Source organism: bacterium, assembly GCA_030693325.1.
Lineage (GTDB): Bacteria > Patescibacteriota > Minisyncoccia > UBA6257 > MFKM01 > MFKM01.
This window is the reverse complement of record JAUYAV010000022.1, coordinates 18,462-45,280: the sequence shown is the minus strand read 5'-3', so window position 1 is coordinate 45,280 and position 26,819 is coordinate 18,462. Positions and strand designations below refer to the sequence as shown.

Below are 26,819 nucleotides of genomic sequence, written 5' to 3'. Positions count from 1 at the left end.
TTAATAGGGAAATTAAAAAGTTTCGCTAAATTGTATTGGGTTTTACGGAACATTGTATTCTCAAATAATTATAGCACTTTGCTTGCGTGAAGAACTAATAGCATAACCTCTATTTCTATTTGGGTCAAATAAGCTTATCCGAACCCTAGGAAACCTTGATAAATGCTGACATCGTTATAGCTCCCCAAATCTCGGATCTAACCTGTTTTCGTCCAAAAGGATTAATTTATATCAAGATAGAAAAAATTGAACTAAAGGACGATTTTGTGGACCTAGCGAGAATCGAACTCGCGCCTCAGCAATGCGAATGCCGCGTAATGCCACTTTACTATAGGCCCATTTTCACTAAGTTTAACAAATAAATAATAAAAAAACAGCCCTGATTTTATTAATATAGGCTGTTTAATATCAACTTCCCTAAGTCCAATCGATTGGACCTAGGGAAGAACTTATTGCGGTAAAAAGGGCTTAAATTAAATTTATGAATTATTATTTTTGAGGCGGATATAATTGCGGGTCAATTTTTCTTTCAAAACAAACTCTTCCGGCGATATGGTCCCAGTTTTGGCTATAACCGCCGCCTACCGGCTTTGTTGGCGCTGCTCCTAAATTTTGGGAATCGCTTGGCAAGCCAAAAATAGCGCACAATTCAAATGTATTGGCAAAAGCGGAAAAACTTGTTTCGTCCCCTTTAAGAATGTATTCATACTGGCTGTCAGTTTGCGGGTCAGTCGGCACTTTGTAGCCGGTGATTGGATCTTCTAAAATAGAAAGATTTTGCGGAAGAATTCTTTTGTTAACCCAATAATTAACGATTTCGTTTTGAACGCTTTGCAAATCATAAACCCGCTGTTGGTCAAAACGCCTTATTCTTTCTTGTTGCGGTGAGCCAATTATAAAAAATCCCGCAATGACAACAATCGCAACAAGCGCGGAAAGAGACCAGACAAAATATTTTAATTTAGCATTTTTTGCCGGGAATTCCCTTCTGATATCCCAGAGGTAATATCCGAAAATCAAACCGCTCACAAAAAGGACCGAGAGAGATTTCAAAATAAATCGGAATGTAATTTCGCCTCCCATAAAATTCCAGATGATGCTTATAAAATCGCCAACGATAACAAGGCCCGCCAGAAAAAGAGTGAAATAAATAAGCCATTTTCTGCTTTTCATTTCCCGCACCGCCGGTTCTTTTTTATAATTTTTGTTCAAAAGCCAGGAAATTAAAATTAAGGCCGGAAAAACAATTATAACGGAAGAAATCGCGAATCTTATTAAATCGGAATGATAAGATGCTTGATATCCGATTTGGGAAAGCTTGTCCGGCAGTAAAATGTTTATGTATTGGAAAATAAGCGTGAGAAAATTTGCCGTGCTTACATAAAGCATAATAATGGCGAACAGATGAAGAAAAACATGTTTTGGAGATACTTTTGTTTGGGTTGGGTTTTCTACCATATCGTTATTGTAGCATTTTAGGCAATAAAAAATCCCCGTGCGTATTTCGCACGGGGATAAAACAAATAGCGATTCTTCTCACCTCTTCCTAATTTTTTGGCCGCAGAATTCAGCTCTTTGTCGCATAGTTCCGTTGCCGGTCCATCGTTTTCTTTCTCTGGGCTTTGTCAAACTTCCGTAGCGCCCATCGCTACACCCAAAAAAAGTCGAATTGCCAACCCAAAATGCTTCGCGTGGTTCGCCTAGAACAATCAGATAATCGTCGCCGTCATAAGTCAACCAATCCTTCTCGCTGATTATTTTATTTATCACTTCTTCCGCGATCCAGCCGGCAGGATGACTTTTAACATTGACAAAATGCATACCATAATCAACGCGAATCAAGGTTTTCCCATTCCACGGTGAAAGGCCGTAAAGCTCAAAAAAATAACAACTCTCCCAAAATCTAAACAGCAATTTAGCCCATGTTTCTTTATCGCCGTTCTTCAGGTTGCGTAAGGTTTCGCTTAACCCGGAAATAAAATCAACCGGGCCGCTGAAATATCCGGAAGATCCGCCGCTGACGATTTTCGCTTTCTTTTTCACCTCTCTAACCGGCAATTTCTTATTCAGATACGCCACCAGTACTCTGAGATACTCGTTAATTGCTTCCGCCCTTCTTTGGTCTTGAGCAATATCGCTAAAAGCATCGCTCATTTTGACACCTCCTTTTTTATGTACCTTGTTAAAGAACCTTCAGATTTTCAGCTACTGGATAATTTTAATCTGGTCGGGGAGCCGGGAATCGAACCCGATCTCTACGCACCCGAAGCGTATGTACTACCGGTATACTACTCCCCGATATCGCTAACTCATTTTCTTCACGATTGATCTATAGCAATTTTCGCAAATATGGAATTTTTTAACTTTGCTTTCTTTATCCGGCGGGCTGAACAAAATTGCGCCGAATTTCTTTAATTCTTTTTTACACTTATTGCAAATCGGTTTTATGGCCATGGCGTTAAAGGTGTTTAAACATAATATTTCTTTTTCATTTCTGATTCAAGCCCGCCCTCAAATTCTTCCTTTTTTTCTTTAGCGCCTTCGGACATTTTTTTTAATTCCTGGTCTTTTAATTTTATCAGTTCTTCAATCCGGTTTTCCAGATATTTCTTTTCATTTTTCTTCGGATCTTCCAGAATTTCATCAAGCAAAATGCTTAAAATCTGCCCGACTTTCGGGCCGGGCTCAATTTTGGCGATTTCCATCACGTCTTTTCCGTCAACCGCCAGCATTTTCGGCGAAAGCGGATCTTGTTTTACTTTTTCCACCATAAAAAGCAGATGGCGAAGTTTATAAGGAACGGCCTTGGGAACGCCGGAGCCGATGCGGTCGGCTTCGCGGACTTTTATCAGGTCGTCTATATTCTCCGGTTTCACCCGGTGCAAAAACCGGCGCACTCCGGCTTCGGTAACTTCGCCTACATTATAGTAGAAGAGATGATAGCGGACTAAATGAGTTGTTTTTTCAATAATTTCTTTCGGGAAATGAAGCCGGCTGAGGATTTGAAAAGTCATTTTGGCGCCGACAATTTCATGATTATAAAAAGTGGAATCTTCTCCTTCCCCTCTTTTGGTTCGCGGCTTACCAACATCGTGAAGCAAGGTAGCTAGCCGGATAATCAACGAACAATTATTTTTAGCGGCGTAATCCAAGGCGCGGACGCCATGGTCAAAAACTTCATATATATGGTGTTTGTTCTGTCCGACGCCGATTCCTTCGGTTAATTCCGGAATGATATGGCTGAGCAAACCCAATTCCGCCAATTTTTTTATGCCTTCAGCCGCGCGCTCGGACATTATTATTTTTTCCAGTTCATCGCGGATTCTTTCTTTGGCGATAACGGCCAAAAGTTTGGATTCTTTTTTAATGGCCGCCGCTGTTTTATCTTCAATCGTAAAATTCAATTCCGTGGCAAAACGAACCGCCCGCATCAAACGCAGAGCATCTTCGCTAAAACGTTCTTCGGGCTCCCCTACCGTGCGGATAATTTTATTTTTTAAATCTTTTTGGCCGCCGTAAGGGTCAATGATTTTTGGAAATTTTTCTGCCGGCATTTCAAGCGCCAGAGCATTTACGGTAAAATCACGACGGGATAAATCCTCTTCAATGGTTTTGGCGAATTTTATTTCATCAGGATGCCTTTTGTCGGTATATTTTCCTTCCAGACGAAAAGTGGTCACCTCGATAATTTTGAGCGTCGGGTCTTCGGATTCCGTTTTTACGCCGACCGTTCCGAAAGTATTTTCATAAACGGTGGCAGGTTTATCAGCCGAAGCGCCGCCAAAATCCGCAAAAATTTTCTGGATTTCTTCGGGGTTGGCGTTAGTGGTAATATCCCAGTCCTTGGATTTTTTCTCTAATAGAAAATTACGGACACAGCCGCCCACCAGAAAAACCTGATAACCGGATTTTTTTAATTTTTCCGTTAATTCTAAAACTTCTTTGGGGAATTCCATGAATAAATTATATCACGAAAATAGAGATAAAATTTAAAAACTTAATCTTGCCAAATATTTAAAAATTATTTATAATTAAAAAATTAAAAAAGGCCAATTTTCGCCCTCGTAGTGAAACGGATATCACGACAGGCTTCGGACCTGTTAGTGGAGGTTCGAATCCTCCCGAGGGCACTAGCCGCACTTTAAAAAATTTTAAAATAAGGAGGTAGGCATGAAACGAAGAAAATCCGGGGAAGTAATTTCAGTTTGGGTTGGCCGATGGCTGGTTCGGAAAGGTTATGTTTTGGCATCTTGTATTGGCAAATCTTGCACTGAGTCCAGTTTAGCTAAAAGTGAGTCAATCGGCTTATTGATGCCGCATCAAGACAATTCGGAATCGCGAAGAAGATTATTTGTCGGCGTTATCTGGTTTAACAACTATGCCCGCGGTGCCAGCGACAAAGAAAAAGAGTGGATTTTCGAAGTTTACGGAAAAGAATATTTTGAACCGTTTCAGGCATTAGCCAGAAAATTATGGTCAACTTTCTATATCGGCATTGACACGCGACTTATCAAAGACCAGCCTGAAACCGAAGTTTTTATTTCCGATTTTGATTTGCTTCTAAAAGGCGAAACGCGCCACCAACTTTAAAGATAAAGAGGGAGTTAAATAACTCCCTCTTTTTTATTTTGAGTAAATAAATATTTGTAATTTATATCTTAACTGGATTTGGCGGAGTTTTATTTTCCAAAACAGCGATAATATTGTCAGCCGCCATTTCCGCCATCTTGCTTCGCGTTTCCAAAGAAGCCGAGGCAATGTGCGGGGTTAAAACGATATTATCCAGCTCAGCTAAGCCCGGAGTTAGAGCCGGCTCATTTTCATAAACATCTATGGCCGCTCCCCGGATGACTTTATTCTTGAGGGCTTCCTCAAGAGCGATTTCATCAATAATCGGGCCGCGGGAAGTGTTAATAAGATAAGCGCTTGGTTTCATCATCGCCAATTTTTGAGCGTCAATTAAATGACGGGTAGCCGGAAGTAAAGGAACATGAACCGAAACAACATCCGAAATTTTAAGCAGAGTTTCCAAATCGGCGTATTCAATATGATAAATTTTTTCCAATTCTTCGTTGCGTTTGGCATCAAAATAAATAATATTCATGCCAAATCCGTCATGCATCCGGCGCGCCACTTCGCCGCCAATCCGGCCCAGTCCTATTATTCCCAAAGTTTTATCTTTAAGGTCTGTGCCCAAAAAAAGCATAGGCGCCCAGCCCACGAATTTCCCTCTCCGGGTGAATTCATCGGCCTCAACGATTCTTTTGGTAATGGCAAAAATCAGACCGATTGTCAATTCAGCTACACTTTCGGTCAAAACGCCAGGCGTATTAGAAACTATTATCCCCCGCTTCTTGGCCGCTGGAAGGTCAATATTATCAACACCGACCGCATAATTAGCGAAAATTTTCACTTGGGGACCGGCCGCGGCTAAAACCTCATCATCAATTTTGTCAGTCAAAAGACACAGCACGGCATCGTAATTTTTTCCTTGGAGAGCCGCTGTTAATTCTTCTTTAGCCAAAACCCGGTCTTCGGAATTAATAGTCACTTCGTATCCTTTATCTTGTAATTTTTTAATCCCGGCTTCCGGAATCTTGCGAGTGATATAGATTTTCATATTTTAATTATAGCAAATTCAAAAATTTTAGTTACTATTGTAATTCCACGATCGTGGAATTACAATAGTAAAAAAAATAATGAAAATTTAGAGGTGGAAATTGAGGATTGGTGAATGTATAATTTGAATACCGCCCATAGCTTAATTGGCAGAGCAGCTCCCTCTTAAGGAGACGGTTCCAGGTTCGATTCCTGGTGGGCGGACTCTTATGCTAAATCTCAAGACTTCTCTTTCCGAAATTTACGGCATCGGACCAAAATTTTTGGAACGCTTTAAAAATTTTAAAATTGAAACAGTTGGTGATTTACTTTTGCATTTCCCCTTCCGCTATGAAGATTTTTCCCAGATTTACAAAATTGCCGAGCTTAAAGCCGGACAGCAGGCAACCGTTCAAGGAATAATCACTGAAATTTCTTTGCATCGCACTTGGCAGAGAAGAATGGTTTTAGTTGAGGCGTTAATCAGCGATAAGACCGGCAGTATCCGGGCGATTTGGTTTAATCAGCCCTATTTGAAAGATATTCTCCGAGAAGGAAGATTGGCTAATTTTGCCGGAAAAATTTCTCTTTCAAAAAATAAACTTTATCTTTCCAATCCGATTTATGAAATTCTAAACGAGGAAAACGAGGAGGAAGAAACAAAACACACCGGCCGCCTGGTGCCTATTTATCCGGAAACCAAGGGTCTGACTTCAAAAGGAATCCGTTATTTAATAAAACCCATTCTTGAAAATTTGGAAAAAATTCCCGAATTTTTACCGGCTTCGGTGCTCAAAAAAAATAATCTGCCGGAAATAAATTCCGCGATTCAAAAAATCCATTTTCCTGAAAATTTGAAAGAGGCGCGGGAAGCAAAAAAACGTTTTGCCTTTGAAGATCTTTTTTTTCTCCAGCTTTCCAATATTTTACAGCGCTTGAAACTCAATCAGAAAAAGGCCGTTCCTCTAAAAATAGACATTGAATGGCTGAAGGAAATTATTAATCATTTGCCTTTTGAATTAACGCTTTCCCAAAAACAATCTCTCTGGGAAATTGTTCAGGATTTGGAGAAAAACCACCCGATGAACCGCCTGCTTCAGGGTGATGTCGGCTCGGGTAAAACCATTGTCGCCGCTTTGGCCGCTTTAGCTTCAGCGGAAGAAAATCATCAAAGTGTTTTTATGGCTCCGACAGAAATTTTGGCTCATCAGCATTATCAAACTTTCATTAAATTTTTTCCTGATTTTGAAAAAGGATTGGCTCTTATCACTTCAGCGCAAACAAAAGTTTTTTACGGAGACGGTTTGGAAACCGAAATTAAAAAAAGCGAGCTTTTGGAAAAAATCGCTTTGGGAAAAATCAAAATCATTATCGGCACTCACGCTTTAATTCAGAAAGGTGTTGTTTTTAATGATTTGGTTTTCGTGGTTATTGACGAACAGCATCGCTTCGGGGTTTCTCAACGGGCGAAACTCTTAAAAAAGAATAAATTAATTCCCCATTTTCTCTCTATGTCCGCCACCCCTATTCCGCGCACCTTATCTTTAAGTATTTTCGGCGATTTGGATTTATCAACAATCACGGAATTGCCGAAAAACAGAAAGGCAATTGTCACCAAAGTAGTGGCGCCGACCAATCGCGATAAGGCGTATGCTTTTATCCGTGGACAGGTAAAAAAAGGAAGACAAGTTTTTGTTATATGTCCGCGTATAGATGCAGACACACAGATAGATGCTAATAATAATATCCGCATAAATCAGCTAAATCAGTATAAATCAGCGTTGCTTTTGGAAACAAAAGCGGTTAAGGAAGAATATGAAAAATTGAAAAATAAAATTTTCCCGGATTTGAGAGTGGCGATGCTTCACGGAAAAATAAAATCAAAGGACAAAGAATTAATAATGAATAAATTTAAAGATGGAGAAACTGATATTTTGGTTTCCACTTCCGTGGTTGAAGTCGGAGTGGATATTCCCAACGCCGTCATAATGATGATTGAAGGCGCCGAGCGTTTCGGCTTGGCCCAGCTTTATCAGTTTCGCGGCCGGGTCGGCCGGGGAGTTTATCAATCATTTTGTTTTCTATTCACCGATTCTTCGGCAAAAACCACCCAGCAAAGACTACAATCTATAGTTGAAGCCAAAAACGGCTTGGAATTGGCGGAAAAAGATTTGGAAATCCGGGGACCCGGAGAATTTCTCGGCAAAAACCAAACCGGCGTGCCGGACTTGGCGATGAAAGCCATTCAAAATCCCGAGTTGGTCAAAAACAGCCGCAAAGCGGCTTTGGAAATTCTTCAAAAAGACCCGAAATTAATCGCCTATCCCCTGCTTAAAGAAAAACTAAAGAAATTTTCCAAAGAAGTGCATTTGGAGTAGATAAAATTTTAATTCGATTTCTTAAGATATTCTTCAAATTTACCCCAAAAAGGATCTATTCTGGGGTGCTCTAACTTATATTTTTTATTTTTTTCAAAGACGTAAATTCCATCTTTTTTAGGCGTTACCTCTCCGGCGATACTTGCGGGAATACCTTTATTTTTTAATGCATTAATAATTTTTAGGGCTTTATTTTTGTTCGCGGTCGCCAACAAGGTGCCCTCGCTTATTGCTCTATATGGATCTATACCAAAACATTCACAAGTTTTTTTTACCTCATCTTGTAAAATCATTTTATCTAAATAAATATTCATTCCTACTTTGCTGTGAATCGCCATTTCGTAGAGACCGCCCAAAACACCGCATTCAGTGGCATCGTGCATGGCGGTTACTCCACCAACCGAAGCCGTCACTAACGCATCTTCTACCGTAGACATCTGATAATAAATATCCTGGGCTTTTTTAACAAAACTTTTGCCGTATTTTTCTTCCAAAAATTTTGGGAAATAAGCAGACATCAAACCGGTAGTTTCAATAGCAGGACCTTTAGAAACTATAATGACATCGCCGGGCTTTGACTTTGGTATTATCAGTTTTTCTTTTTTATCAATGCCGAATATCGTTGCCCCACCGACCATCGGATAATTACAGCCGGCATATCTGGCAGTATGGCCGGTGACAACATTAATGCCGAGTTTTTTGCATTCGCTGTCCACGGTATTCCATAACCGGACAAGTTCATTTTCTGTTATTTCCGGCGGCAGATTAAGGTCAACGGAAAGATATCTTGGTTTTATTCCGCTAACCGCAACATCGCTGGCAATGATATGGACGGCGAACCAAGCGGCTTTTTCTATACCCAATTCTTTGGCGATATAAAATGGGTCGGTGGACAAAACCAAAACTTTAGCGCCTAAATCAACTACTCCGAAATCAACTCCGTGCTGAGGTTTCACGATAACCGATAAATCACGATGACCTAACTTAGGGTAGATAAATTTGTTAAAAAATTCGGGAGGAATTTTTCCGAGTTTGGGCAATTTAATTTTTTTTGAAACCATAAGATATTTTCTTCTTTCAAATTTTAGCGCACGACTGCATTTAATTCCTGTTTAGTGCGGTCTATAATTTGCCGGTGAATTTTATCCACTTCATTATTGGTCAGTGTCCTTTCATTGGAACGATATACGATGTGAAAAGTGTAGCTGATTTTGTTTTCGCCGAATTTTTCTTTATTTTCATATTTATCCAGCAAAGAAACTTCCTCAACTAAATCGCCGGCGCAACCCCGGATAATTTCGTAATAATTATTTAAACTGGTATTTTTACCAACCACAAAAGAAATGTCGCGATAAGTCATCGGATATTTGCTGATTTCGTGAAAGATGCTGTTTAAATCTTTGAATTGGCTGGTAATTCTTTTGTCAATTGACCAGAAAATCCGGATATCGGAAATTTCCATTTTTATCATTGCTAATCTCTCCAAACCGAAACCGAAGGCCCAGCCGTTGTAAACTTCGGGGTCAATGCCCAAATTTTTCAAAACCTGCGTGTGAACAACGCCGGCGCCCAGAACCTCAAGCCATTGGCCGTTCCCTTTGCCCTTAATCGCCACCTGAATACTGGGATTTGTGAAAGGAAAAATATCTTCGGAAATCTGGTATTCAACGTCGTCCCCGTAAATATTTTTGGCGATATCAACCAGGACTTCGGTTAATTCCGGAATGCCGATTATTTTTTTATCTTTCCGGCAAATATACAAACCGTCTATCTGATGAAAAACCGGGTAATGGGAACGGTCGATTTCATCTTTGCGGTAAACCTTGCCGTAACACAAAGCGCCGATTTCGCCTTCAGTTTCCAATTTTTCCATGTTTTCTTTGAAAAAATAATAAGGCCACATTACCGTGGTGTGAGTGCGTAAAACCCAATCTTTTTCCGCATAATAAGTATCAGTTTCCCGACGGCTGGGGTGGTCCGGCGGAGTATTTAATAAATCAAAATTATTTCTGGCGCTGACAATTTCGGGAACATTAATGATGTCAAAATCAACAAACCGGCGCATCTTAATAATGGCGTCAATTAAGAATTTTATAGGAGAATTTTCGGTTCTGGTTAAATCAGTCAAAGCCAAAAGTTGTTTTATCCGCAAACTTTTAAAATCCGTTTTATCCCGAAGCCGCGAAATAATCGCCGGCGTTTCCGTTTCATTAATCGTTAAAATTCTTTTTTTGGTAGACATTTTTTTAATTATATATTATCATATTTCCGCGGGGTAGAGGAACGGTTACCTCGGGAGGCTCATAATCTCCAGAAGCGGGTTCAACTCCCGCCCCCGCAACAGTTTTGCGGCAGGGTAGCTCAGTTGGTTAGAGCATAGCATTCATAACGCTAAGGTCGTGGGTTCGATCCCCACCCCTGCTACACTTCGTAATGCCGATTTTAAAAACAAAAAACGAAGATTTCTTTAAAAATTGGACGCCGGAAATGGCTTATGTTTTAGGATTTTTTGCCGCGGATGGAAATATGATAAAAAATAAAAGAGGCGCGCATTTTATTGAATTTCAAATTACCGATAAAGATATATTGGGAAAGATTAAAAGATTACTTGGCTCAAATCATAAGATTACCGCAAGAAAAAGAAACGTCAAATGGAATACTATTTATCGGCTACAAATCGGAAGCAAATCAATATTTAATGATTTATCGCAAATTGGTTTAACGCCAAACAAAAGCAAAACTATAAAATTACCTTTTGTTCCTGATAAATATTTTTCTCATTTTACAAGAGGATATTTTGACGGAGACGGCAATGCGACTATTGCTAAATACATCAGGGCGGATAGAAATAATAAAAATACAACCACGATTTTATCTGGTTTTACGTCCGGTAGCAAAAATTTTCTTAAAGCATTGCATGCCAAACTTAAAAAACTCAGCGATATTTCTGGCGGAACTTTTTACTATAACAAAGGATATAGATTGTGTTTTTCTGTAAACGATAGTTTATCCTTATATAAATTTTTGTATAAGGATGTTGAAAACAACTTATATCTTTCGCGCAAAAAGAAGATATTTGAAAAATATTTCAAATTAGCTTAAACTAAAAACTAATAAATTAATGGGCCGGCGGACCAGCCTGGAGTGGTCGTCTCCCTGTCACGGAGAAAATCACGGGTTCAAATCCCGTCCGGCCCGCCAGCTTATCAATCCCGTCCACCGCGCAAATTTTTCAAACCACCACTCTGGACTTCCGCCGTTGCCTTGAAGAATATCCCGCAGGCGCTGAAAGCTTGGTTTCGCCGCAGACGAATTTCAGCGCCGAGGGAAAAGAAAATTTTGCCGCTGGAGCAAAATTATTCTGGTTCTGAAAGGCAATTGCGGAAGTCCTATTAACCCTCAGTCAATCAACTCTAATTCCTGGAAAGATTTTTTGTAGATATTGATAATCAATTCGGCTTCTTGTTTGTTGATGTGGAAATCTTCTTCTTTAAGAATCCTTTGTTTGATTTTATGGGCTGACCAAGCATCGCTGATGTTGAAAAGCTGGGCTTGGGTGATTTGTCCTAAACGCTCATCCATATTTTTACCTTGATAGCCGCTGATTTTCAGCAGTTCATCAAGAATTCTATCGGCTTCGGTAATGGCCAGTTTAAAATTTTCTTCGTCGCCTGCCTGCAGTCTTTTTTGGATTTGCTGCCAGCCCCTTATTGACCGGTGTTTTGACAAATCCCCTATTCTCAAAATATCCATATACTGCTCAATTTTTGAATTAAAAAAAGACAACTTTTTTACGCAATAAATAATTCCCCAAAGCAAAAGACCGGAAATTATCAGAGAAATAAATTTAATCCATCCGAAATAAGGCATGAAAAAATCAATTGTTGAATTTCTGAAATTAAGAAGATAGTTGATAATGGTATCCATTCTTATTAAGAATTATAAACTTTTTTCGTATAATTTTCCTATTTCCAGAATATCCGTTTCTCGGAAATGTTTGCCGATAAGCTGAAATCCTATAGGTAGCGCTGATTTATGCTGATTACCACGCTGATTTATGCTGATATTTAATCCGCATTTATCCGCGTTTATCCGCGCTGGGATAGAAATTGCCGGCAAACCGGCAAGGTTGACAGGAATGGTGAAAATGTCGGAAAGATACATTTCTAAAGGATTATCGGTTTTCTCGCCGATTTTAAAAGCCGGAGTCGGCGAAACCGGCGTTAAAATAACATCAACTTCTTCAAATGCTTTGTCAAAATCTTCTTTTATCAATCTTCTGACTTTCTGGGCTTTGAGATAATAGGAATCATAATAGCCGCTGGACAAAACAAAAGTCCCTAAAATGATTCTTCGTTTAACTTCTTTCCCGAATCCCCCGCTCCGCTGGTTGAAATAAATATTATTCAACGCTGATTTATGCTGATTACCACGCTGATTTATGCTGATATTATTTAATCGCGAATATCTGATGCCGTCATATCTTGCCAAATTCGTGCTGGCCTCAGCCGGCATAATAATGTAATAACAGGAAAGAGCGTATTTAGTGTGAGGCAAACTGATTTTTTTGAATTTAAAACCTTGGCCTTCTAAATTTTTGATTACTCCGTCAATGGCTTTGGTAGTTTTTTTGTCCAACCCTTTAATAAAATATTCTTCCGGCAAACCAATGGTTAAGGTTTTGAGTTTTGAGTTTTGAGTTTTGAGTTTAAACTCAACCGAAGTTGAATCCATTGGGTCTTTTCCTTTGATGGCGTCAAATAAAATTTCCGCGTCTTCCACAGTTTTGGTGATGGGCCCGATCTGGTCCAAACTGGAAGCCATGGCAATTAGCCCATATCGCGAAACCGCGCCATAAGTTGGTTTTAAACCCACCACCCCGCAGAAACTGGCCGGTTGGCGGATAGAACCACCTGTATCAGAGCCCAAAGCGGCAATAGCCATACCCGAAGCCACGGCAGCGGCCGAGCCGCCGGAAGAACCGCCGGGCACTTTTTCCAAATCAGCGGGATTGCGAGTTATTTGGAAAGCCGAGTTTTCAGTTGAAGAGCCCATAGCGAATTCATCAAGATTGGTTTTGCCGAGAAAAACCGAACCGGCTGTTTTTAATTTTTTGATAACAGTGGCGTCGTAAGCGGCTTGATAATTTTCCAAAATTTTTGAAGCCGCGGTACATGGCCGGCCTTCAATCAAAATATTATCTTTAATCGCCAAGGGAACGCCGGCTAAAACTCCGGGATTTTTTCCTTCGCTCAAAGATAAATCCGCTTGTTTTGCCTGGTTTAAGGCGTTTTCTTTTCCCAAACTTAAATAAGCTTTAATCTTTTCATCTTTTTCTTTGATGTAATCAAAAAAAAATTCAGTGATTTCCACGGCGGAAAATTCTTTTTTTATCAGCCCCTCGTGAAAATTTTTAATTGTGAGATTTTTAAAATCCATATTCTTATTCTCCGCCCGAGGCGGATCCGCCTTCGGCGGAAAATACCGGCGGAATTTTTAAGAAATCATTTTCTTTTTCAGGGAATAATTCAGCCAGTTTTTCATTTTTTCCTTCTTTTGTTTCATCGGTTCTAAAAATATTTTCCTGAAACGTGCCGCCGGACATCGGCTCAACATCGGTAGTGTCTACTTTTTCCAATTCCTGAAAATAATTAAGGATTTCCTGTAAATCCTTAAGGAGTTTTGATTTTTCGGATTCGGCCAATTCTATCCGTCCCAGTTCCGCCAGATATTCCAAAGTTTTTTTATCAAAATCAGACATATATGGTTATTTTAACATTTCCAGTAATTCTTTTTCTTCAATAATTTTTACTCCCAGTTTCTTGGCTTTTTCCAGTTTAGAGCCGGGTTCGGCGCCGGCGACCAGATAATCGGTGTTTTTACTGACTGATTCGGAGATTTCTCCGCCAAGCAAACGAATTTTCCCCTTGGCTTGTTCGCGGGACATCGTTTCCAAAGTGCCGGTTAAGACGAAACTTTTGTCTTTGAGTTTGTAACTTTTTGGTTCTAACTTTAGCGCTTCAATATTTACGCCGACTTCTTCCAGCTTCGCCAAAAATTTTATATTTTTTTCATTACGAAACCAATCAAAAATACTTTGAGCTACTTTCGGCCCGACATCCGAAATTTCCTGAAGTTTCTCCAGGGAAATATTTTTTAAAATGCTTGATATTTGAGTCGGTTTTGATGTCTGAGGTTTGATACTTGATATTTTTTTTGCCAAAAGCAAAGCTGTTTCTTCGCCCACGTGTAAAATTCCCAGGGCATAAATAAATCTCGGCAAACTGATAATCCTATGAGACTTAGTCTCGTAGATTATGTTTTCAGCGGATTTTTCGCCGAAACGTTCCAAAACCGAGATATCGCCTTCTTTTAACTGGAAAATGTCCGCGGCATCGCTGATTAAACCTTCGTCTAAAAATCTATTGATTATTTTTGGTCCCAAACCTTGAATATTAAAAGCGGCTCTGGAAACAAAATGTTTCAAAGATCTTTGATTACGGCCGCCGCATCTTGGATTGCTGCAACGATAAACCACGCCGTCTTTAATAATTTTAGAACCATCAGCCGGGCAATAAGCCGGAATTTTGATTTCTTTTTCTTTGCCGGTTCTCAATTCTTTTAAAACTTTAATGACTTTAGGGATAACATCTCCGGCTCGGCTAATAATTACCGTATCGCCGATTTTCACTCCCAATCTTTCAATTTCGTCAAAATTATGAAGAGTGGAATGAGAAATAGTAGTCCCCCCAACCTCAACCGGTTTTAAAATAGCCACTGGAGTTAAAACGCCGGTTCTGCCAATCTGCACTTTAATGCCTTCAATAATTGTCTCAGCTTCTTTGGGAGAAAATTTGTAAGCGATAGCGGCCCGAGGCGCTTTCCCGATAACTCCAGCTGTTTCAAAAATTTTATTGTCATTAACAATAACGACAATCCCGTCAATTTCAAAAGATAATCGATCGCGATTTTCTTTTTCGCCCCAATGTTCCCTGAAAGAAAAAATTTCCTCCAAACTATTCACGGGTTTAGTGTCGGGATTAGTTTTGAAACCCAGCGATTTTAAGATTTGATGTTTCTCTTCGTGGGTTTGGAGTTTACCCGCCGAAGCATCGGCGAAGGCGGGACCCAAATCGGTGACAATATCATAAATATAGGAATCAAGGTGGCGGCCGGCAGTAATTTTAGAATCCAGTTGGCGGATTGAGCCGGCGGCCATATTCCGGGGGTTGGCGAATTCGGCTAATCCTTTTTTGAGTTGCTCTTTGTTTGTTTTCTCAAATTCTTTTTTTGTGATAAAAACCTCCCCTCTTACAACTAAATATGGAGGAATTTTTAATTCTTTATTTTTAATTTCTCCACCTGCGGCGGATCTCCAGTAGGGAGATAATTTCAGCGGTATAGCTTCAATGGTTTTCAGATTTTGAGTTACATCTTCGCCGACAAGACCATCGCCGCGGGTAGCGCCTTGGATAAAAATCCCGTTTTCATAAATTAATTCAATAGCTAAGCCGTCAATTTTCAGTTCGCAATAAAATAACGCTGATTTACGCTGATTTACGCTGATTTTTGCTCCCAAATAATTTTCTAGCCGCTCTAGCCAATCTTTCATATCCTGTTCTGAGAAAGCGTCATTAAAAGAAAGCATCGGCGTTTCATGCCGAACTTTTTTAAATTCTTTAAGAGGTTTCCCTTCTATTCTTTGAGTGGGCGAATCCGGAGTGATTAAATCGGGATATTGCTGTTCCAAATCAAAAAGTTCTTTTTTCAAAGAATCCAAAGCCGCATCGGAAATTTCCTGTTTGTCCAAAACATGATAAAGATAGCGGTGATAATTAATCGTTTTTTTAAGTTGTTCAATGCGTTCTTTGACATCTTTTTTATCCATACTTTTTAATTTTAACATAAAAATAAAAAAAGGCGGTACTTAATATTTAATATTAAATACCGCCTTGTGGTGGGGATAAAAGGTAAAATTAAACTATTTGGCTGTAGCCATCATGTGGTCAATGACTTTATCGCTTACTTTATTCTGTTTTAAGTAAGTGATTATCTCTGAGTTAAGATTATACACGGATCGGGTTCTATCAATCTCGCTGATTATCACGGCATCAGGTGTAGCTTGGGAAGCCATCTCGGCAATCTTGGTAAGAGGGATATGGCTAGGATTAACTGCCGTAGCCTCTTTATCCTTCTGGTCTATTGCGTTACCGAACAAACCACCGCCAAGCGCGCCTACTACTGCGCCAATACCGGCCCCTCCTAAGCCATGTCCGCTTTGATGGCCGATGACTCCTCCTGCCACTGCGCCAATCACGCCTCCGATAACCGCTCCGGTCTTTGTTTTCGGACCCATAGAGGCACAACCGGCAATGACTAACGCCATAGCTAAGAATAACAAGAATAACGTTTTCGTTTTCATACTCAAAACCTCCTTTCAAGGATTAATACAGTTCCAAATTTGCCTTTTTGTCCTTTTATTCCCCAATAGTTTGATTATCAATGAGCCATAAAATTATAGCATTTTATTTAAAAAATAGCATAACAAAAAAGACGGTATTTAAATTAATACCGCCTTCGCCGCATTCTTTATTTTAAACTAAAGGCCGGCCTGGAAAGCCCGGGAAGAATTCCCGGAAGTGCCGACTGATTTTATAGTACTGGTGCCGTAAACCGTTGTGGAAAAATCAGCTTGATTAGTCATTATCGGCTTTGGATAATTTGAGTCCTTAAGTATTCTGTAAAGCTCCCATTCAATTCCGGTATCGGCCGCAAAAATGGCTTTAGTGGAGTTGATGACATCGCTTGACTGACGGATCTGATAGACCATCAAAAGCCCGGCGATTGAAGAAGCGCCTAAAAGCAAGCCGCCAATTACTAAAACCGTCATCAACATCACCTGTCCCTTATTTTTTCCCATAATTGATATTATACTATAGTAGTCTACTACTGTGAATTACGAAACTAAACTGTATAGTAACAGGCGAAAAAATTTTCTTCAATCCGCTCACGCCCAGCACATAATGCGTTATGTGCTGGGCTGCGCTTCCGTTTAGATTTCAGAAAAATCTTTTTGCCTGTTATCGGTAAAATTGGAGTTTCGTAATTAAAAGTATACTATAAATTTGAATCAATTATGAAAATTATTTTAATTTCTCTAGCCATAGTCGTTTTAATCGGACTTTTCGCGGGATTGGGTTATTTTCTCTATCATAATAATCAACCAAAAGAAATCGGCAGCAAAACCAATAAGCCAAATCCGACTTTGGAAACGCTTAATTACCAAATTCCTTCCGGGGGAATTGATACCTCCTTTTCACAAATCCAACCGGCAGAAATAGCGTCTCCTTCCAAGCAACCAACGACACCGCAAAAAACGTCTCCAATCCCCCCGCAATCCGTCACCGTCAAGCCAGCGGTTATCAGCCAAAACTACATAAATTTTTATCAGGATTCAATCAATAATCTGAACAAAATTCCCGCGGCCATGAGTGAAATCCAAAAAACATTAGCCGCGCTTCAGGAAAAATACCAAAATGGAGATACAAATGCCTTATTATCTTTAATTTCCCTGGGTGTTTCGCAAAACGCCGTTCTTGCAACTGACGCCTCTAATCTCAAAAATTCACTTGATAATTGGACTTTGGCCAACAGCCAAACCACCGACGCCGCGATAAAATTAAAAACCGACGAGACAATTGAAGCTGGAAAAACTTTTGCTCAATCCGCTTTAGAGCTTTCTGATATTTTGGGAAAAATCTTAAATTCTCAAGATAATAATGAAATCGACCAATTATCCCAACAACTTCAGGTATCTATGCAAAAAATAAATGATACCGGCAGCCAATCAAATAAATTATTCACCGAACTTAATAATCTTTTAAAGAATTTATGAAAAAAATATTTATCGGGGCCGATAAGTGGTTAAAATTAAAAGACATTGAGGCAGTGGCAAGAAAATCGTCCCTGGTTTCCGTTGAGCCTGACGTTTATAAAATCGTGGCTAAAAACAGGGCTGTTTTGGAAAATTTTTTAAAAAAGCGCATCCCAATTTATGGCATTACCACCCAATTCGGCGGCGATCTCCACCGGGTTGAAAAAAATATCGGCCGAGAGACAAAAACTTTTCTTAACTCCTTGAAAGAACGGCAGAATAATCTTATTCAATCGCACAACTGCGGTCTAGGCGAAGAAACACCGGCAGATATTGTCCGGTCGGCAATGTTATTGAGAGCTCAAATGTTAAGTAAGGGAATGTCGGGCGTGCGGCCCATAGTTATAAAATCACTTGTTGATTTTCTGAATAAAAATATCGTTCCTGTCGTCAGGCGTTACGGTTCAATCGGAGCCAGCGGCGATCTTATTCCTTTAGCGGCGATAGCCTCGGCTTTAACCGGAAGCGGGCTATGCTTTTTGGATGGGAAAAAAATAGAAGCGAAAATTTCAATGAAAAAATTCGGCTTAAAACCGCTTCAGTTGGAAGCTAAAGAAGGACTTGGGTTGATCAACGGCACTTCTTTTATGACGGCGATTGCCGCCCTGACCGTTTCTGATATTGCTAAATTATTTCCGGTATTACTTTCAGCTTTAGCCGTGGCTTTAGAGTCGCTTTCGGTTATTACTGACGCATATGATCCGTTCGTTCATAAAGCCAAAAAACATTCCGGCCAAATTATAGTTGATGAATTTTTCGTTAATTTTTGGCAAGGAAGCAAATTGCTCAATAAAAAAGATCTTCAGGATTATTATTCTCTTCGTTCCATTCCGCAGGGATTCGGACCGTTTTACGAAAACATCAAACAAGCGATTAATTGGATAGAAGAAGAAATGAATTCGGTCAATGACAACCCTATTGTAAGAACAAACCCCGCAAAGATTTATAATAACGCCAATTTTATGGGCTATTATATCACCGAGGCCTGTGATATTTTAAAAATTGACATCGCCCAGGCATCATCCTGGATCCACGCGATTATCGCCAATTTGATTCATCCGCGAAAAAACAAAGGATTGCCGGCGAATCTGATTGAAAATCCCGATGAGTACAGCGGCTTCAAGCCGATTCAGGTTCTGGCGGCTTCGCTTGCCGTCCAAAACCGAAAATTGTCTTTATCAAACCAGGCAGTCATGCTCCCCACCGAAGGAGATAATCAGGATGTCAATAGTTTGGGCACTCACGCGGCTTTTGATCTCAAAGAATCTTATGAAAACCTTGAAAAATTAACGGCGATTTTACTTTTAGCCGGAATGCAGGCAATTGAATTGCGGGGAATCAAAAAAGCAAGCAAGGAATCTAAAAAAATATATCAGAAAATCCGGAAAGTCGTTCCTTTTCTACATAAAGACAAGCCGCTATCGGCCGATATAGAAAAAATTATTTCTTTGATAAAAAGCGGGAATTTAACGAAATCAATGTTTTTTTAAATTATGTTTATTTTTTGGGCCACTCCTTTATTAATTATAATATTTTCTTTTATCAGTTATAGTAATGTTTTTTTAATAATTTTTGAAAGCTTATTGTTTATTTCATTCTTTCTAAGGTCCTCACGTAAATTAAAAAAACCAAAAACTCCGGTCAAGGAATACCCATTTGTCTCAATCATTGTTCCTATGCGGAACGAAGAAAAAAATGTAGTTTCTTGCATAAATTCCTTGGCGGCTTTAAATTACGAAAATCTTGAAATCATCATTGCCAATGATTCTTCAACGGATAACACCAAAAACTTTGTCCTGGAAACCATTAAGAAATTTTCTTCTAAAATCTCCATAAAAATTTTTGATGTCCCAACTCCGCCGAAAGAATGGCTTGGCAAACCGTGGGCCGTTAATGAAGCAGTAAAACTGACCAAGGGAAAGCTGATGTTAATAGTTGATGCCGATGTAAGACTTAAACCGGAAAGTCTTAAAAATTCCGTGAATCACCTTTTAGCGTCCGAAGCGGAAATATTATTCCGTTTTTCCCGCTTAATTATTAGGAAATGGCGGGACTGGCCTTTCTTATTTTTAAATTTTATTTTCCGTTTTTCTTTTTGGTTTAGCTCGCTGTTGGAGGTGGAACAATCCCCTGTCTCCTGGGGAGAAAATATTTTACTTTATAAAAACACTTATGATGAAATCGGCGGGTATGAAAAGGTAAAAAATTATGTTCCTGAAATCCAGGCTTTCATAAAAATAGCGATTAATTTAAAGAAAAAAGTTGCAGTAGTTGATGAGAATAGTTCTGGTATATCGGTATTTTTATACGATAATTTCAAGGAATCATTGAAAGGCATTATAAGAAGTATGGATTTCCGTCTTGTAAATTTTTCTTCTTTTGCCACAACTTTCATTCTGGTGGCTTTCAGCATTGACGGAGTAATAAAAATTCTCACTGGTTTTCCGGAAGGCGGTTTTTCAAGCTATGCCATATTTGTTTTTATTTTCGGGCTTTACCTGCTTTTAAACCGCCAGCCGGTTTATATTGCCGTTTTCTCTCCAATTTTGGGTTTTTATGTTATAATTGTATTTATAATCGCTGGCTTTTGTTCTTTTTTCAAAAAATCAATTACTTGGAAGGATCGGGTTGTTAAGTTAACTTAACAAAAATAAACCAAGCTATACAATGCTCTATATTATGTTGAAAAAGATATATTCTGCGGCAAAACGAGTAATCATCCTAAGCCGTCCGAGTATCTGGCTTTATACGGGCGGAGTATTTATTTTGGGAACCGCTCTCGCGTTATCAAATATTGAAAATCCGTCTCAATTTTACACTAGCCATTTTATAGCCGGGTTCGTTCTATATTTTTTTTGGTTTCTGATAGCATTGAATATCGCCGCGAACAGCGTAAATAGTTACTATGATCGCAAGGCCGATGCCGAGAATCCGAGAAAAAAGAAATCTTGGATGATCGCCGAGGATTATGATAAATGGCCGGTTTTTATCGGTCTGACAGCCACTGCCATCTTCTTTATTGTAATAAGTATAGTGTCTTTTAATCTGAAAATTTCAGCTATGGTCGCCTTCTTGTTTATAGGCACTTTTTTATACTCTGCCTATGCGTTTCGTGTAAAAAATCTACTGCTGCTGGATACTCTGTTGGGAGCCGTGGTGTATGTCGTACCGTTATTAAGCGGCTACATCTTTGTAGCGGATAACTGGCCTAATTTTCTGTGGATAATTATTGCCTTTCTTTATTTCGGGGCTACAGAATTTTATGCAAAAATTGTTGATATTGAAAGCGATAGAGCGTCCGGTGAAAAAACTTCCGCAACCATTCTCGGAAAACAAAAATCGTTGCTGGTATGCGTAGCGGCTATGATCATTGTGGGATTTACCCTGTCTTTCGGCGCAAGGCCAATTTACGGCTTAGTAGTAGTGGTGCCATTAAGTATTTTTATTTTCAGTCTCTTTATTAAAGACCATGATTTTCTCCTGAAATTTTATTTGAAAACGATGGTGATTTACAATATTTGGGGGTTTGTAGTAACTTCATATTTTATAATACCGCTTATCGCCAAAATATTTAATAATCTAATATAGGTTTATGTTTCTGAAGTTAAAAAGCAGAATTAAAGTTGAACTTGCCGATTATGTTCGCAGTGTAGATAAGCTTTACTCGCTTAAAAAAATCTCTCCGGTTCTATCCAGGCATATCAAAGACTTTATATCCAGAAAAGGCAAGCGCATCCGCCCCATTTTTTTCCTGATAGGCTATCTAAGTTTTTCTAAAAAAACCGCGCCCGGATTATACCGCAGCGCCATATCCATAGAACTCCTGCATGACTTCTTGCTTGTCCACGACGATATTATAGATAAATCCGACCTGCGCCGAGGCAAACCAGCCATGCATACAATGCTGAATAATTATCTTAAAAAATACAAAAATATCAAATTCAACGGTCAGGATTTAGCCATTGTCATTGGGGACACTCTATACGCCATGGCGATACAATCATTTTTAGCCGTTAAAGAGGACAGGAAACGCAAAGAAGAGGCTCTCAAAATATTTATTGAGACCGCTCTGCGCACCACCGGCGGCGAATTTATTGAGCTGTTGGCGGGAATAAAAAATATAGACAAAATAACCAAGCCGGATATCTACAGAATATACGATTTGAAAACCGGTAATTATACCTTCGCTTCTCCCCTCGCAATAGGAGCAACACTGGCCGGGGCAAAAACAAATGACATCAAAAAACTTTTTGAATATGGCCTATATTTGGGGAGGGCATTTCAGATAAAAGATGATATTATCGGGTTATTCGGAGAAGAGGAAAAAATCGGCAAATCAACTCTTTCGGATTTACAAGAAGCTAAAAAAACAATCCTTATCTGGCGCGCCTATCACTGCGCAGACCGAAAAGGGAAACTGACTATAAAAAAAATATTTTCCAAAAATAAGGTGAATAAAAGGGATTTATTAAAAATGCGACGGCTTATATCAGAAACCGGATCCCTGTCATACGCAAAAAAAGAAATATCAACTTGCGTAAACATAGCGCAGAACCGCCTTGCCTCTGTAAAAATACCTCCTCAATACAAGAAATTACTCCTGGGGTATTCCCAGGGGCTCATTAACGATAATTAAGGGAGTTGATTATCGTTTCTTAAGCTTAAATAGTTTAGGAATCGTTATTGACGACAAAAATAATAAAATCAAAAGAATAAACGGCCAATCTCCGAAATAACTGTATAAAGTGTTTTTCGGAGATTTTTTATATTTCATATCTTTAATCAAAACTCCGGTTTTCTCAAAATCCATCTTTTCTATCACCTTGCCTTTTTCATTGATAAAAGCCGATGCCCCAAAAATATTCGCTCTTACTAATGGCCTGTTATTCGCCGCCGCTATAAATTGGGAAACAATCAAACTCCATTCGCCGGGGGTCTTGCCGACAAACATCGCCTCCGAACCAATAGAAAGAAAAATGTTCGATTGAAAAGCAGATTTGCGCCCAAGTTCCGATTTGAAAATTTCAGAACAAACCAAGGGTCCGAATTTCACATCTCCTATCTCAACAACGGGGCTATTTCCGGTAGAAGCCGGCGAGGCGTCAACCGAGGTGACAAAAAGACCGATTTTTTTAAAAACTTCCGGCGTATAATCCATCGCGGGAAAAAGTTCTCTTTTTTGATAATTAGCGATAAAATCTTTGCCTTTTAAAAAAATTATTTCTGGATAAAGATTGTCATCTCTTACCACGTTAACCCAATTAACAAAAATCGTTTTAGAATCTATTTGTTTAGCCACCCATTCTCCAAAATCTTTGGCTTCCCCGGCAATGGTTTTTTTAAGGCCTTCGTCTTTAATTTCTGTCTTATCAATCGCCAAATGGCCGTTAAAAGGACTGAACGGATAAATTAAGAAATTCGGTTCCGAAGGCATCACTTGGGCTATCAAACGCTCCGCGCCGGGGAAATAGAAATGATTGTTTTTGGAAGAGAAAAAACCAAAAATATTTTTTTTGTCGGAGTTTTGGATAATGGCGAATTTCGCCGAATGATAATCATTACTGCCTCCGTCTAAATAATGATTATTTGAAAAACTTATCAAAAAGAAAATCGTTAAGCCGGCGAAAAATAGATAAGCGATTTTCTTTCTATAATCAGGCCGCAAGATGAAAAAAACGATAAAAACGTTAACGAGGGTGATAATAAAAGATATCCCAAAAATACCCACAAGAGAAGATAATCTAATTAAATAAGTTAGATTATGAGCGGTGTAAGCCAATAAACCATTATCAAACCCCGAGAATATTTTATAATGGATTATCTCAATAAGAACCGAGAGCGAAGCAAGGACAAAAATATCAATTATTTTATTTGAAGCCAGCCTTTTATATCCCAAAAGCACCAAGCCAACTATAACACCGCTAATAAGAGAAATCAGGAGGGGCGATAAACGCACCAACCAGACGAAAAGATATGTTTCCGGCAGCCAATGGAAGTGAAAAAGCGTAAAAAAAGAAAGAAACGAAGAGAAAATCACTCCAACAATAAAGCCGCCCCAAAAAATTTTGGATAACGAAATTTTCTCGGAAAAATTAAGGAAATAAAAAAGAGGCACAAGAGCCACAAAACCTAAAAACCAGAAATCAAAAGGATGAAAAGAAAGAATCAGCAAAAGCGCCGAAAAAAACGGCAAAAAAAACCAATATTTTTCAAAAAATAAATTTAGCCTGGATTTCATTCTTTCATATGATTAATTAATCTTCGGGTTTTAGACGTTAGAAAAGATAATTCTTCCACGAATTTTATTTTAGGAACCAAGAATAATCCTTTATTGACAGCTTCTTTCAAGTAGGCGGTTGGCGACAGTTGCCAATTATTCATTAAATGGTCAATTATTTTTACAGCAATTGAATCAGGGTTAACCAACCCGCTGATTGAAGATTTTTTGACTTCAATAATTATTTCAACTGCCCCTTTTTGATTCTCATAAAAATGGATCTGATAATTATTGCCGATAATACCAACTAAAGGTGCAAATACTTTTTCAACGTCATTGACCTTTATTTCAACCCCGCTTACCCTGATTTTATCAACATCTTCTCTGCCTAGCCAGGCCAAAACAGGACCTTTAAGACCGCACTCGCAATTATCACTGACAATTTCAAAAAAATCGCCTGTCTGGTAACGGATCAGCGGCAGGGCTTTATTATTGGCATAAGTAATAATCAACTCTCCGTTAATAATTTCTGTCTCCAGCATAGGCGGCCGAAGAACATGAAATAAATCTTTTTTTGAAGTGATAATTTTCTTACAGGGATATAAAATAAACTGGCCGATTTCCGATGAAGCGTATAAATTGGCGATTTGAGCATTGGGGTAAGCCGATTCAAGCTGCTTCCTCCGTATTGAAGTCAGAGTTTCCGAACTTAACGCCAATAATTTAATTTCTTTCGGGTCATAATATTTCTGTAAAAATTCCAACAGCATTGAGGCGATAGTCGGGGTGGCATAAATAGCATCGGCTTTAAGTTTCGCGGCGATAACGGCGCTATTGGCTAAATTCTGATAATCGGCAAAAATAGGAACTGATTTATTTTTAGCTTGAACGCATTGCTGGACAAAAGTGTGGCCGAAATTTTTGTTTAAAGGCGGATAAGTGATTAATAATCTTTTAACCCCTAAGCCAAGAGTGGGGTCAAAATAATAATTATCCACTTTAGCGAAATAAGTAATCAGCGGGTTTTGACTGCTGGTACCGGAAGTATAAGCCACAAATTGGACTTCATCGGCATTAACAAAAAGCCGTTCCTGCGGCGGTACGGCTTCTAATTCCTGCCGGGTCAGAAAAGGAAGATGTTTGAAATTTTTTGGATTCAAGACATCCTTCTTTTTGAAACCGGCGGCTTCGTATTTTTTCCGGTAAAAATCCGAATAGGGATTATCCCAGACAAAACTTAATACTTCTTTTAGGGATAAAGGATTATAATCCATCCCTGAATTATATCACGGTGTTGCAACCGCTAAAATGGGAATCTTTCTGGATTTCGCAAGAAGAATTATCACTACTAACTCTGATACTTTTACCGTCTTCCAATCCTTTGACTATCACGGCCTTCACTTTTTGCAAAGCCACAAAAGATACGGAAACTAATAATCCAATTCCTAAAAATAACAATGATTTCAGAATTTTTTTATTTTTCATAGATTTTAACATTTTTAGGTTTATAATATTCGACCTTGTTAAATTTTATTTATTACTTTTAGGGGAGAAGCAATGTGCCGGGAGATTTTAACTGGAAAGTCGGCAGATAACCGTTATTTGCCAGCCAAATGATGCCATAGTAAGTGCTTATCGTCCAGACAATAGTCCAAATTATAATTATTATTCCCTCTTTGCGGTGGTCTTTTTCAACGACAAGAGCGATGCCATAAACCAAGCCCAAAATGGGGTTTATAAATCCGACGGCTAATCCAATCCAAAACCATTTTTTATAAAGTTTGAATCTGTCCATATAATTTAACTAATGACTTATAACTAATAACTGATGACTTAATAATTCGACTTTTATTATTAAGGTTTTACTTCTTTTATACTGGGATTGACGACGTCAATTGAAGAAGAGAAAGAAATCGAACCATCGCCATTCTGACAAGTCAGGATATAATCGGTTATTGAAGCGGGAGAAACCGTGGCTGTGCCCGATTGGGCATTGACCGAGCCGACAGTGGGTGAAATACTACAGGAATCGGCATAGCTGCAAGCCCATGAAAGAGTAGCCGTCTCCGGGAAAACCACTTGGCTTTTGTCGGCGCTGAAAGTGCACTCGGGCAGGCATTGAGTATAGGCAATTTGAGGCGGATATTGGAATTCCGTGCCAGCGCTATCAGTTAAATCCAGAATATATTCATAACTAGTTTGTGGAGTAAGATTGGAGTCAGTATAGGTAATATTAGAAATACCTTGAGCGCTACCGGAATTTACTAAAGTACTTTCTGTCGCCCCGGCGGTAGCCCGATAAATGCCGTACTGATAAGCGTTAGAAACGTCATAAGTCAAACTCGCAGAATTACAGGTGGTGGTGAAAGATTGATTATTTAATACTGGCTGTCCCGATGATGAATCTGCAGTAGGACCTACATAGGCGTTTTCTGCGCAATCGGTAAACCATATACTATCTTGGCCGCTTAAACACATCATTTCGCCAACAAGAGGCGCAATTCCCCCAGTAAGGATGGCGGTAAGTATACCCCAAAAGTTGGCATTACCCGTCCCAACTTCACCAGTAACGGCCCTAATAATCCAGATAACAACAAATACCCAAGCCTTCGCTTCATTGACATGAAAGGTAAAAACAGTAACTACCAATAGTATGGTTATTAATTTAATTAAATTAGAATTATTCATTTGA

25 protein-coding genes and 7 tRNA genes are annotated in these 26,819 nt (G+C 39.1%); 13 read left to right on the top strand and 19 right to left on the bottom strand.

Annotated elements, in window-relative coordinates:
• Positions 1 to 267: 267 nt before the first annotated feature.
• The 5 genes from Q8N22_03450 to Q8N22_03430 form a co-directional block, all read right to left on the bottom strand.
• Positions 268 to 338 (bottom strand) — tRNA-Ala (locus tag Q8N22_03450).
• Between the two features lie 151 nt (positions 339 to 489).
• Positions 490 to 1,458, bottom strand: a complete 969-nt coding sequence (locus Q8N22_03445) for a DUF5671 domain-containing protein (protein MDP3052972.1) — start codon at positions 1,456 to 1,458, stop codon at positions 490 to 492.
• A gap of 78 nt (positions 1,459 to 1,536) precedes the next feature.
• Complete coding sequence (locus tag Q8N22_03440) at positions 1,537 to 2,154, bottom strand: hypothetical protein (GenBank protein ID MDP3052971.1); 618 nt, start codon at positions 2,152 to 2,154, stop codon at positions 1,537 to 1,539.
• Positions 2,155 to 2,224: 70 nt separating this feature from the next.
• Positions 2,225 to 2,298 (bottom strand) — tRNA-Pro (locus tag Q8N22_03435).
• 170 nt (positions 2,299 to 2,468) lie between these two features.
• Positions 2,469 to 3,956 carry an HDIG domain-containing protein gene (locus Q8N22_03430; protein MDP3052970.1) on the bottom strand — a complete coding sequence of 496 codons (1,488 nt, stop codon included), beginning with the start codon at positions 3,954 to 3,956 and terminating at the stop codon, positions 2,469 to 2,471.
• A gap of 102 nt (positions 3,957 to 4,058) precedes the next feature.
• Here Q8N22_03430 and Q8N22_03425 point away from each other — a divergent pair.
• Together Q8N22_03425 and Q8N22_03420 are read left to right on the top strand one after the other, a co-directional pair.
• A tRNA-Arg gene (locus Q8N22_03425) sits at positions 4,059 to 4,130 on the top strand.
• Positions 4,131 to 4,170: 40 nt separating this feature from the next.
• On the top strand, positions 4,171 to 4,590 hold the full coding sequence (locus tag Q8N22_03420) for a hypothetical protein (protein MDP3052969.1): 420 nt from the start codon (positions 4,171 to 4,173) through the stop codon (positions 4,588 to 4,590).
• Between the two features lie 61 nt (positions 4,591 to 4,651).
• Here Q8N22_03420 and Q8N22_03415 read toward each other — a convergent pair whose 3' ends face one another.
• A complete protein-coding gene (locus tag Q8N22_03415; GenBank protein ID MDP3052968.1) occupies positions 4,652 to 5,620 on the bottom strand; it encodes a D-glycerate dehydrogenase in 969 nt (322 codons plus the stop codon).
• 130 nt (positions 5,621 to 5,750) lie between these two features.
• Between Q8N22_03415 and Q8N22_03410 the strand changes: the two genes are divergently transcribed.
• Together Q8N22_03410 and recG are read left to right on the top strand one after the other, a co-directional pair.
• Positions 5,751 to 5,823 (top strand) — tRNA-Lys (locus tag Q8N22_03410).
• Positions 5,824 to 5,828: 5 nt separating this feature from the next.
• Positions 5,829 to 7,976, top strand: a complete 2,148-nt coding sequence (recG, locus tag Q8N22_03405; protein MDP3052967.1) for an ATP-dependent DNA helicase RecG — start codon at positions 5,829 to 5,831, stop codon at positions 7,974 to 7,976.
• A gap of 8 nt (positions 7,977 to 7,984) precedes the next feature.
• On the opposite strand, the gene Q8N22_03400 is transcribed toward recG, so the two are convergent.
• Together Q8N22_03400 and Q8N22_03395 are read right to left on the bottom strand one after the other, a co-directional pair.
• On the bottom strand, positions 7,985 to 9,037 hold the full coding sequence (locus Q8N22_03400) for an AIR synthase family protein (protein MDP3052966.1): 1,053 nt from the start codon (positions 9,035 to 9,037) through the stop codon (positions 7,985 to 7,987).
• A gap of 23 nt (positions 9,038 to 9,060) precedes the next feature.
• Positions 9,061 to 10,218 carry a hypothetical protein gene (locus Q8N22_03395; protein ID MDP3052965.1) on the bottom strand — a complete coding sequence of 386 codons (1,158 nt, stop codon included), beginning with the start codon at positions 10,216 to 10,218 and terminating at the stop codon, positions 9,061 to 9,063.
• A gap of 27 nt (positions 10,219 to 10,245) precedes the next feature.
• Between Q8N22_03395 and Q8N22_03390 the strand changes: the two genes are divergently transcribed.
• The 4 genes from Q8N22_03390 to Q8N22_03375 all read left to right on the top strand — a co-directional run bounded on the left by Q8N22_03390 (position 10,246) and on the right by Q8N22_03375 (position 11,177).
• Positions 10,246 to 10,317, top strand: a tRNA-Met gene (locus Q8N22_03390).
• Positions 10,318 to 10,326: 9 nt separating this feature from the next.
• Positions 10,327 to 10,400: transfer RNA gene (locus Q8N22_03385), tRNA-Met, on the top strand.
• A gap of 9 nt (positions 10,401 to 10,409) precedes the next feature.
• On the top strand, positions 10,410 to 11,078 hold the full coding sequence (locus Q8N22_03380; GenBank protein MDP3052964.1) for an LAGLIDADG family homing endonuclease: 669 nt from the start codon (positions 10,410 to 10,412) through the stop codon (positions 11,076 to 11,078).
• Positions 11,079 to 11,099: 21 nt separating this feature from the next.
• Positions 11,100 to 11,177, top strand: a tRNA-Asp gene (locus tag Q8N22_03375).
• Between the two features lie 198 nt (positions 11,178 to 11,375).
• Here Q8N22_03375 and Q8N22_03370 read toward each other — a convergent pair.
• From Q8N22_03370 to Q8N22_03345, 6 genes are all read right to left on the bottom strand, one after another.
• A complete protein-coding gene (locus Q8N22_03370; protein MDP3052963.1) occupies positions 11,376 to 11,903 on the bottom strand; it encodes a hypothetical protein in 528 nt (175 codons plus the stop codon).
• 12 nt (positions 11,904 to 11,915) lie between these two features.
• Complete coding sequence (gene gatA, locus Q8N22_03365; protein MDP3052962.1) at positions 11,916 to 13,415, bottom strand: Asp-tRNA(Asn)/Glu-tRNA(Gln) amidotransferase subunit GatA; 1,500 nt, start codon at positions 13,413 to 13,415, stop codon at positions 11,916 to 11,918.
• A gap of 4 nt (positions 13,416 to 13,419) precedes the next feature.
• Positions 13,420 to 13,737: an Asp-tRNA(Asn)/Glu-tRNA(Gln) amidotransferase subunit GatC gene (gene gatC / locus Q8N22_03360; GenBank protein MDP3052961.1), complete on the bottom strand. Its 318-nt coding sequence runs from the start codon at positions 13,735 to 13,737 to the stop codon at positions 13,420 to 13,422.
• Positions 13,738 to 13,743: 6 nt separating this feature from the next.
• Positions 13,744 to 15,882 carry an NAD-dependent DNA ligase LigA gene (gene ligA, locus Q8N22_03355; protein ID MDP3052960.1) on the bottom strand — a complete coding sequence of 713 codons (2,139 nt, stop codon included), beginning with the start codon at positions 15,880 to 15,882 and terminating at the stop codon, positions 13,744 to 13,746.
• 75 nt (positions 15,883 to 15,957) lie between these two features.
• On the bottom strand, positions 15,958 to 16,398 hold the full coding sequence (locus tag Q8N22_03350; GenBank protein ID MDP3052959.1) for a glycine zipper domain-containing protein: 441 nt from the start codon (positions 16,396 to 16,398) through the stop codon (positions 15,958 to 15,960).
• A 177-nt stretch (positions 16,399 to 16,575) separates the two neighbouring features.
• Entirely contained in the window at positions 16,576 to 16,896 is a 321-nt protein-coding gene (locus tag Q8N22_03345) for a hypothetical protein (GenBank protein MDP3052958.1), read from the bottom strand.
• A 216-nt stretch (positions 16,897 to 17,112) separates the two neighbouring features.
• Here Q8N22_03345 and Q8N22_03340 point away from each other — a divergent pair, with 216 nt between their 5' ends.
• The 5 genes from Q8N22_03340 to Q8N22_03320 are packed head-to-tail and all read left to right on the top strand — an operon-like array spanning position 17,113 to position 22,546.
• Positions 17,113 to 17,871 (top strand): hypothetical protein, encoded by a 759-nt coding sequence (locus Q8N22_03340; GenBank protein ID MDP3052957.1) that lies wholly within the window; start codon positions 17,113 to 17,115, stop codon positions 17,869 to 17,871.
• Entirely contained in the window at positions 17,868 to 19,400 is a 1,533-nt protein-coding gene (locus tag Q8N22_03335) for an aromatic amino acid ammonia-lyase (protein MDP3052956.1), read from the top strand. Before Q8N22_03340 ends, Q8N22_03335 begins: the two co-directional genes overlap by 4 nt.
• Positions 19,401 to 19,403: 3 nt before the next feature.
• Positions 19,404 to 20,555 carry a glycosyltransferase gene (locus Q8N22_03330; GenBank protein MDP3052955.1) on the top strand — a complete coding sequence of 384 codons (1,152 nt, stop codon included), beginning with the start codon at positions 19,404 to 19,406 and terminating at the stop codon, positions 20,553 to 20,555.
• A gap of 34 nt (positions 20,556 to 20,589) precedes the next feature.
• Positions 20,590 to 21,498: a UbiA family prenyltransferase gene (locus Q8N22_03325; protein ID MDP3052954.1), complete on the top strand. Its 909-nt coding sequence runs from the start codon at positions 20,590 to 20,592 to the stop codon at positions 21,496 to 21,498.
• Positions 21,499 to 21,502: 4 nt separating this feature from the next.
• Positions 21,503 to 22,546, top strand: a complete 1,044-nt coding sequence (locus tag Q8N22_03320) for a polyprenyl synthetase family protein (GenBank protein ID MDP3052953.1) — start codon at positions 21,503 to 21,505, stop codon at positions 22,544 to 22,546.
• A 9-nt stretch (positions 22,547 to 22,555) separates the two neighbouring features.
• Here the strand turns inward: Q8N22_03320 and Q8N22_03315 are convergent, their stop codons facing one another.
• From Q8N22_03315 to Q8N22_03295, 5 genes are read right to left on the bottom strand one after another with little or no spacing between them, the layout of a single operon-like run.
• Complete coding sequence (locus Q8N22_03315) at positions 22,556 to 24,148, bottom strand: nitrilase-related carbon-nitrogen hydrolase (protein ID MDP3052952.1); 1,593 nt, start codon at positions 24,146 to 24,148, stop codon at positions 22,556 to 22,558.
• Complete coding sequence (locus tag Q8N22_03310) at positions 24,145 to 25,401, bottom strand: hypothetical protein (GenBank protein MDP3052951.1); 1,257 nt, start codon at positions 25,399 to 25,401, stop codon at positions 24,145 to 24,147. The genes Q8N22_03315 and Q8N22_03310 overlap by 4 nt, the downstream gene beginning before the upstream one ends.
• Before the next feature lie 7 nt (positions 25,402 to 25,408).
• Positions 25,409 to 25,612, bottom strand: coding sequence for a hypothetical protein (locus tag Q8N22_03305; GenBank protein MDP3052950.1), 204 nt, complete (start codon positions 25,610 to 25,612; stop codon positions 25,409 to 25,411).
• Positions 25,613 to 25,670: 58 nt separating this feature from the next.
• Complete coding sequence (locus tag Q8N22_03300) at positions 25,671 to 25,922, bottom strand: hypothetical protein (GenBank protein ID MDP3052949.1); 252 nt, start codon at positions 25,920 to 25,922, stop codon at positions 25,671 to 25,673.
• Between the two features lie 59 nt (positions 25,923 to 25,981).
• Positions 25,982 to 26,815: a hypothetical protein gene (locus tag Q8N22_03295; protein ID MDP3052948.1), complete on the bottom strand. Its 834-nt coding sequence runs from the start codon at positions 26,813 to 26,815 to the stop codon at positions 25,982 to 25,984.
• Positions 26,816 to 26,819: the final 4 nt, after the last annotated feature.

Excerpts from the sequence above, each read along its gene's own strand:
- Q8N22_03380 (MDP3052964.1), top strand. The coding sequence starts at position 10,410 with ATGCCGATTTTAAAAACAAAAAACGAAGATTTCTTTAAAAATTGGACG.
- Q8N22_03335 (MDP3052956.1), top strand. The coding sequence starts at position 17,868 with ATGAAAAAAATATTTATCGGGGCCGATAAGTGGTTAAAATTAAAAGAC.
- Q8N22_03400 (MDP3052966.1), bottom strand. The coding sequence starts at position 9,037 with ATGGTTTCAAAAAAAATTAAATTGCCCAAACTCGGAAAAATTCCTCCC.
- Q8N22_03350 (MDP3052959.1), bottom strand. The coding sequence starts at position 16,398 with ATGAAAACGAAAACGTTATTCTTGTTATTCTTAGCTATGGCGTTAGTC.
- gatA (MDP3052962.1), bottom strand. The coding sequence starts at position 13,415 with ATGGATTTTAAAAATCTCACAATTAAAAATTTTCACGAGGGGCTGATA.
- Q8N22_03315 (MDP3052952.1), bottom strand. The coding sequence starts at position 24,148 with ATGAAATCCAGGCTAAATTTATTTTTTGAAAAATATTGGTTTTTTTTG.
- Q8N22_03440 (MDP3052971.1), bottom strand. The coding sequence starts at position 2,154 with ATGAGCGATGCTTTTAGCGATATTGCTCAAGACCAAAGAAGGGCGGAA.
- Q8N22_03295 (MDP3052948.1), bottom strand. The coding sequence starts at position 26,815 with ATGAATAATTCTAATTTAATTAAATTAATAACCATACTATTGGTAGTT.
- Q8N22_03320 (MDP3052953.1), top strand. The coding sequence starts at position 21,503 with ATGTTTCTGAAGTTAAAAAGCAGAATTAAAGTTGAACTTGCCGATTAT.
- Q8N22_03415 (MDP3052968.1), bottom strand. The coding sequence starts at position 5,620 with ATGAAAATCTATATCACTCGCAAGATTCCGGAAGCCGGGATTAAAAAA.
- Q8N22_03430 (MDP3052970.1), bottom strand. The coding sequence starts at position 3,956 with ATGGAATTCCCCAAAGAAGTTTTAGAATTAACGGAAAAATTAAAAAAA.
- recG (MDP3052967.1), top strand. The coding sequence starts at position 5,829 with ATGCTAAATCTCAAGACTTCTCTTTCCGAAATTTACGGCATCGGACCA.
- Q8N22_03445 (MDP3052972.1), bottom strand. The coding sequence starts at position 1,458 with ATGGTAGAAAACCCAACCCAAACAAAAGTATCTCCAAAACATGTTTTT.
- ligA (MDP3052960.1), bottom strand. The coding sequence starts at position 15,882 with ATGTTAAAATTAAAAAGTATGGATAAAAAAGATGTCAAAGAACGCATT.
- Q8N22_03305 (MDP3052950.1), bottom strand. The coding sequence starts at position 25,612 with ATGAAAAATAAAAAAATTCTGAAATCATTGTTATTTTTAGGAATTGGA.
- Q8N22_03300 (MDP3052949.1), bottom strand. The coding sequence starts at position 25,922 with ATGGACAGATTCAAACTTTATAAAAAATGGTTTTGGATTGGATTAGCC.
- gatC (MDP3052961.1), bottom strand. The coding sequence starts at position 13,737 with ATGTCTGATTTTGATAAAAAAACTTTGGAATATCTGGCGGAACTGGGA.
- Q8N22_03395 (MDP3052965.1), bottom strand. The coding sequence starts at position 10,218 with ATGTCTACCAAAAAAAGAATTTTAACGATTAATGAAACGGAAACGCCG.
- Q8N22_03325 (MDP3052954.1), top strand. The coding sequence starts at position 20,590 with ATGTTGAAAAAGATATATTCTGCGGCAAAACGAGTAATCATCCTAAGC.
- Q8N22_03330 (MDP3052955.1), top strand. The coding sequence starts at position 19,404 with ATGTTTATTTTTTGGGCCACTCCTTTATTAATTATAATATTTTCTTTT.
- Q8N22_03370 (MDP3052963.1), bottom strand. The coding sequence starts at position 11,903 with ATGGATACCATTATCAACTATCTTCTTAATTTCAGAAATTCAACAATT.
- Q8N22_03420 (MDP3052969.1), top strand. The coding sequence starts at position 4,171 with ATGAAACGAAGAAAATCCGGGGAAGTAATTTCAGTTTGGGTTGGCCGA.
- Q8N22_03340 (MDP3052957.1), top strand. The coding sequence starts at position 17,113 with ATGAAAATTATTTTAATTTCTCTAGCCATAGTCGTTTTAATCGGACTT.
- Q8N22_03345 (MDP3052958.1), bottom strand. The coding sequence starts at position 16,896 with ATGGGAAAAAATAAGGGACAGGTGATGTTGATGACGGTTTTAGTAATT.
- Q8N22_03310 (MDP3052951.1), bottom strand. The coding sequence starts at position 25,401 with ATGGATTATAATCCTTTATCCCTAAAAGAAGTATTAAGTTTTGTCTGG.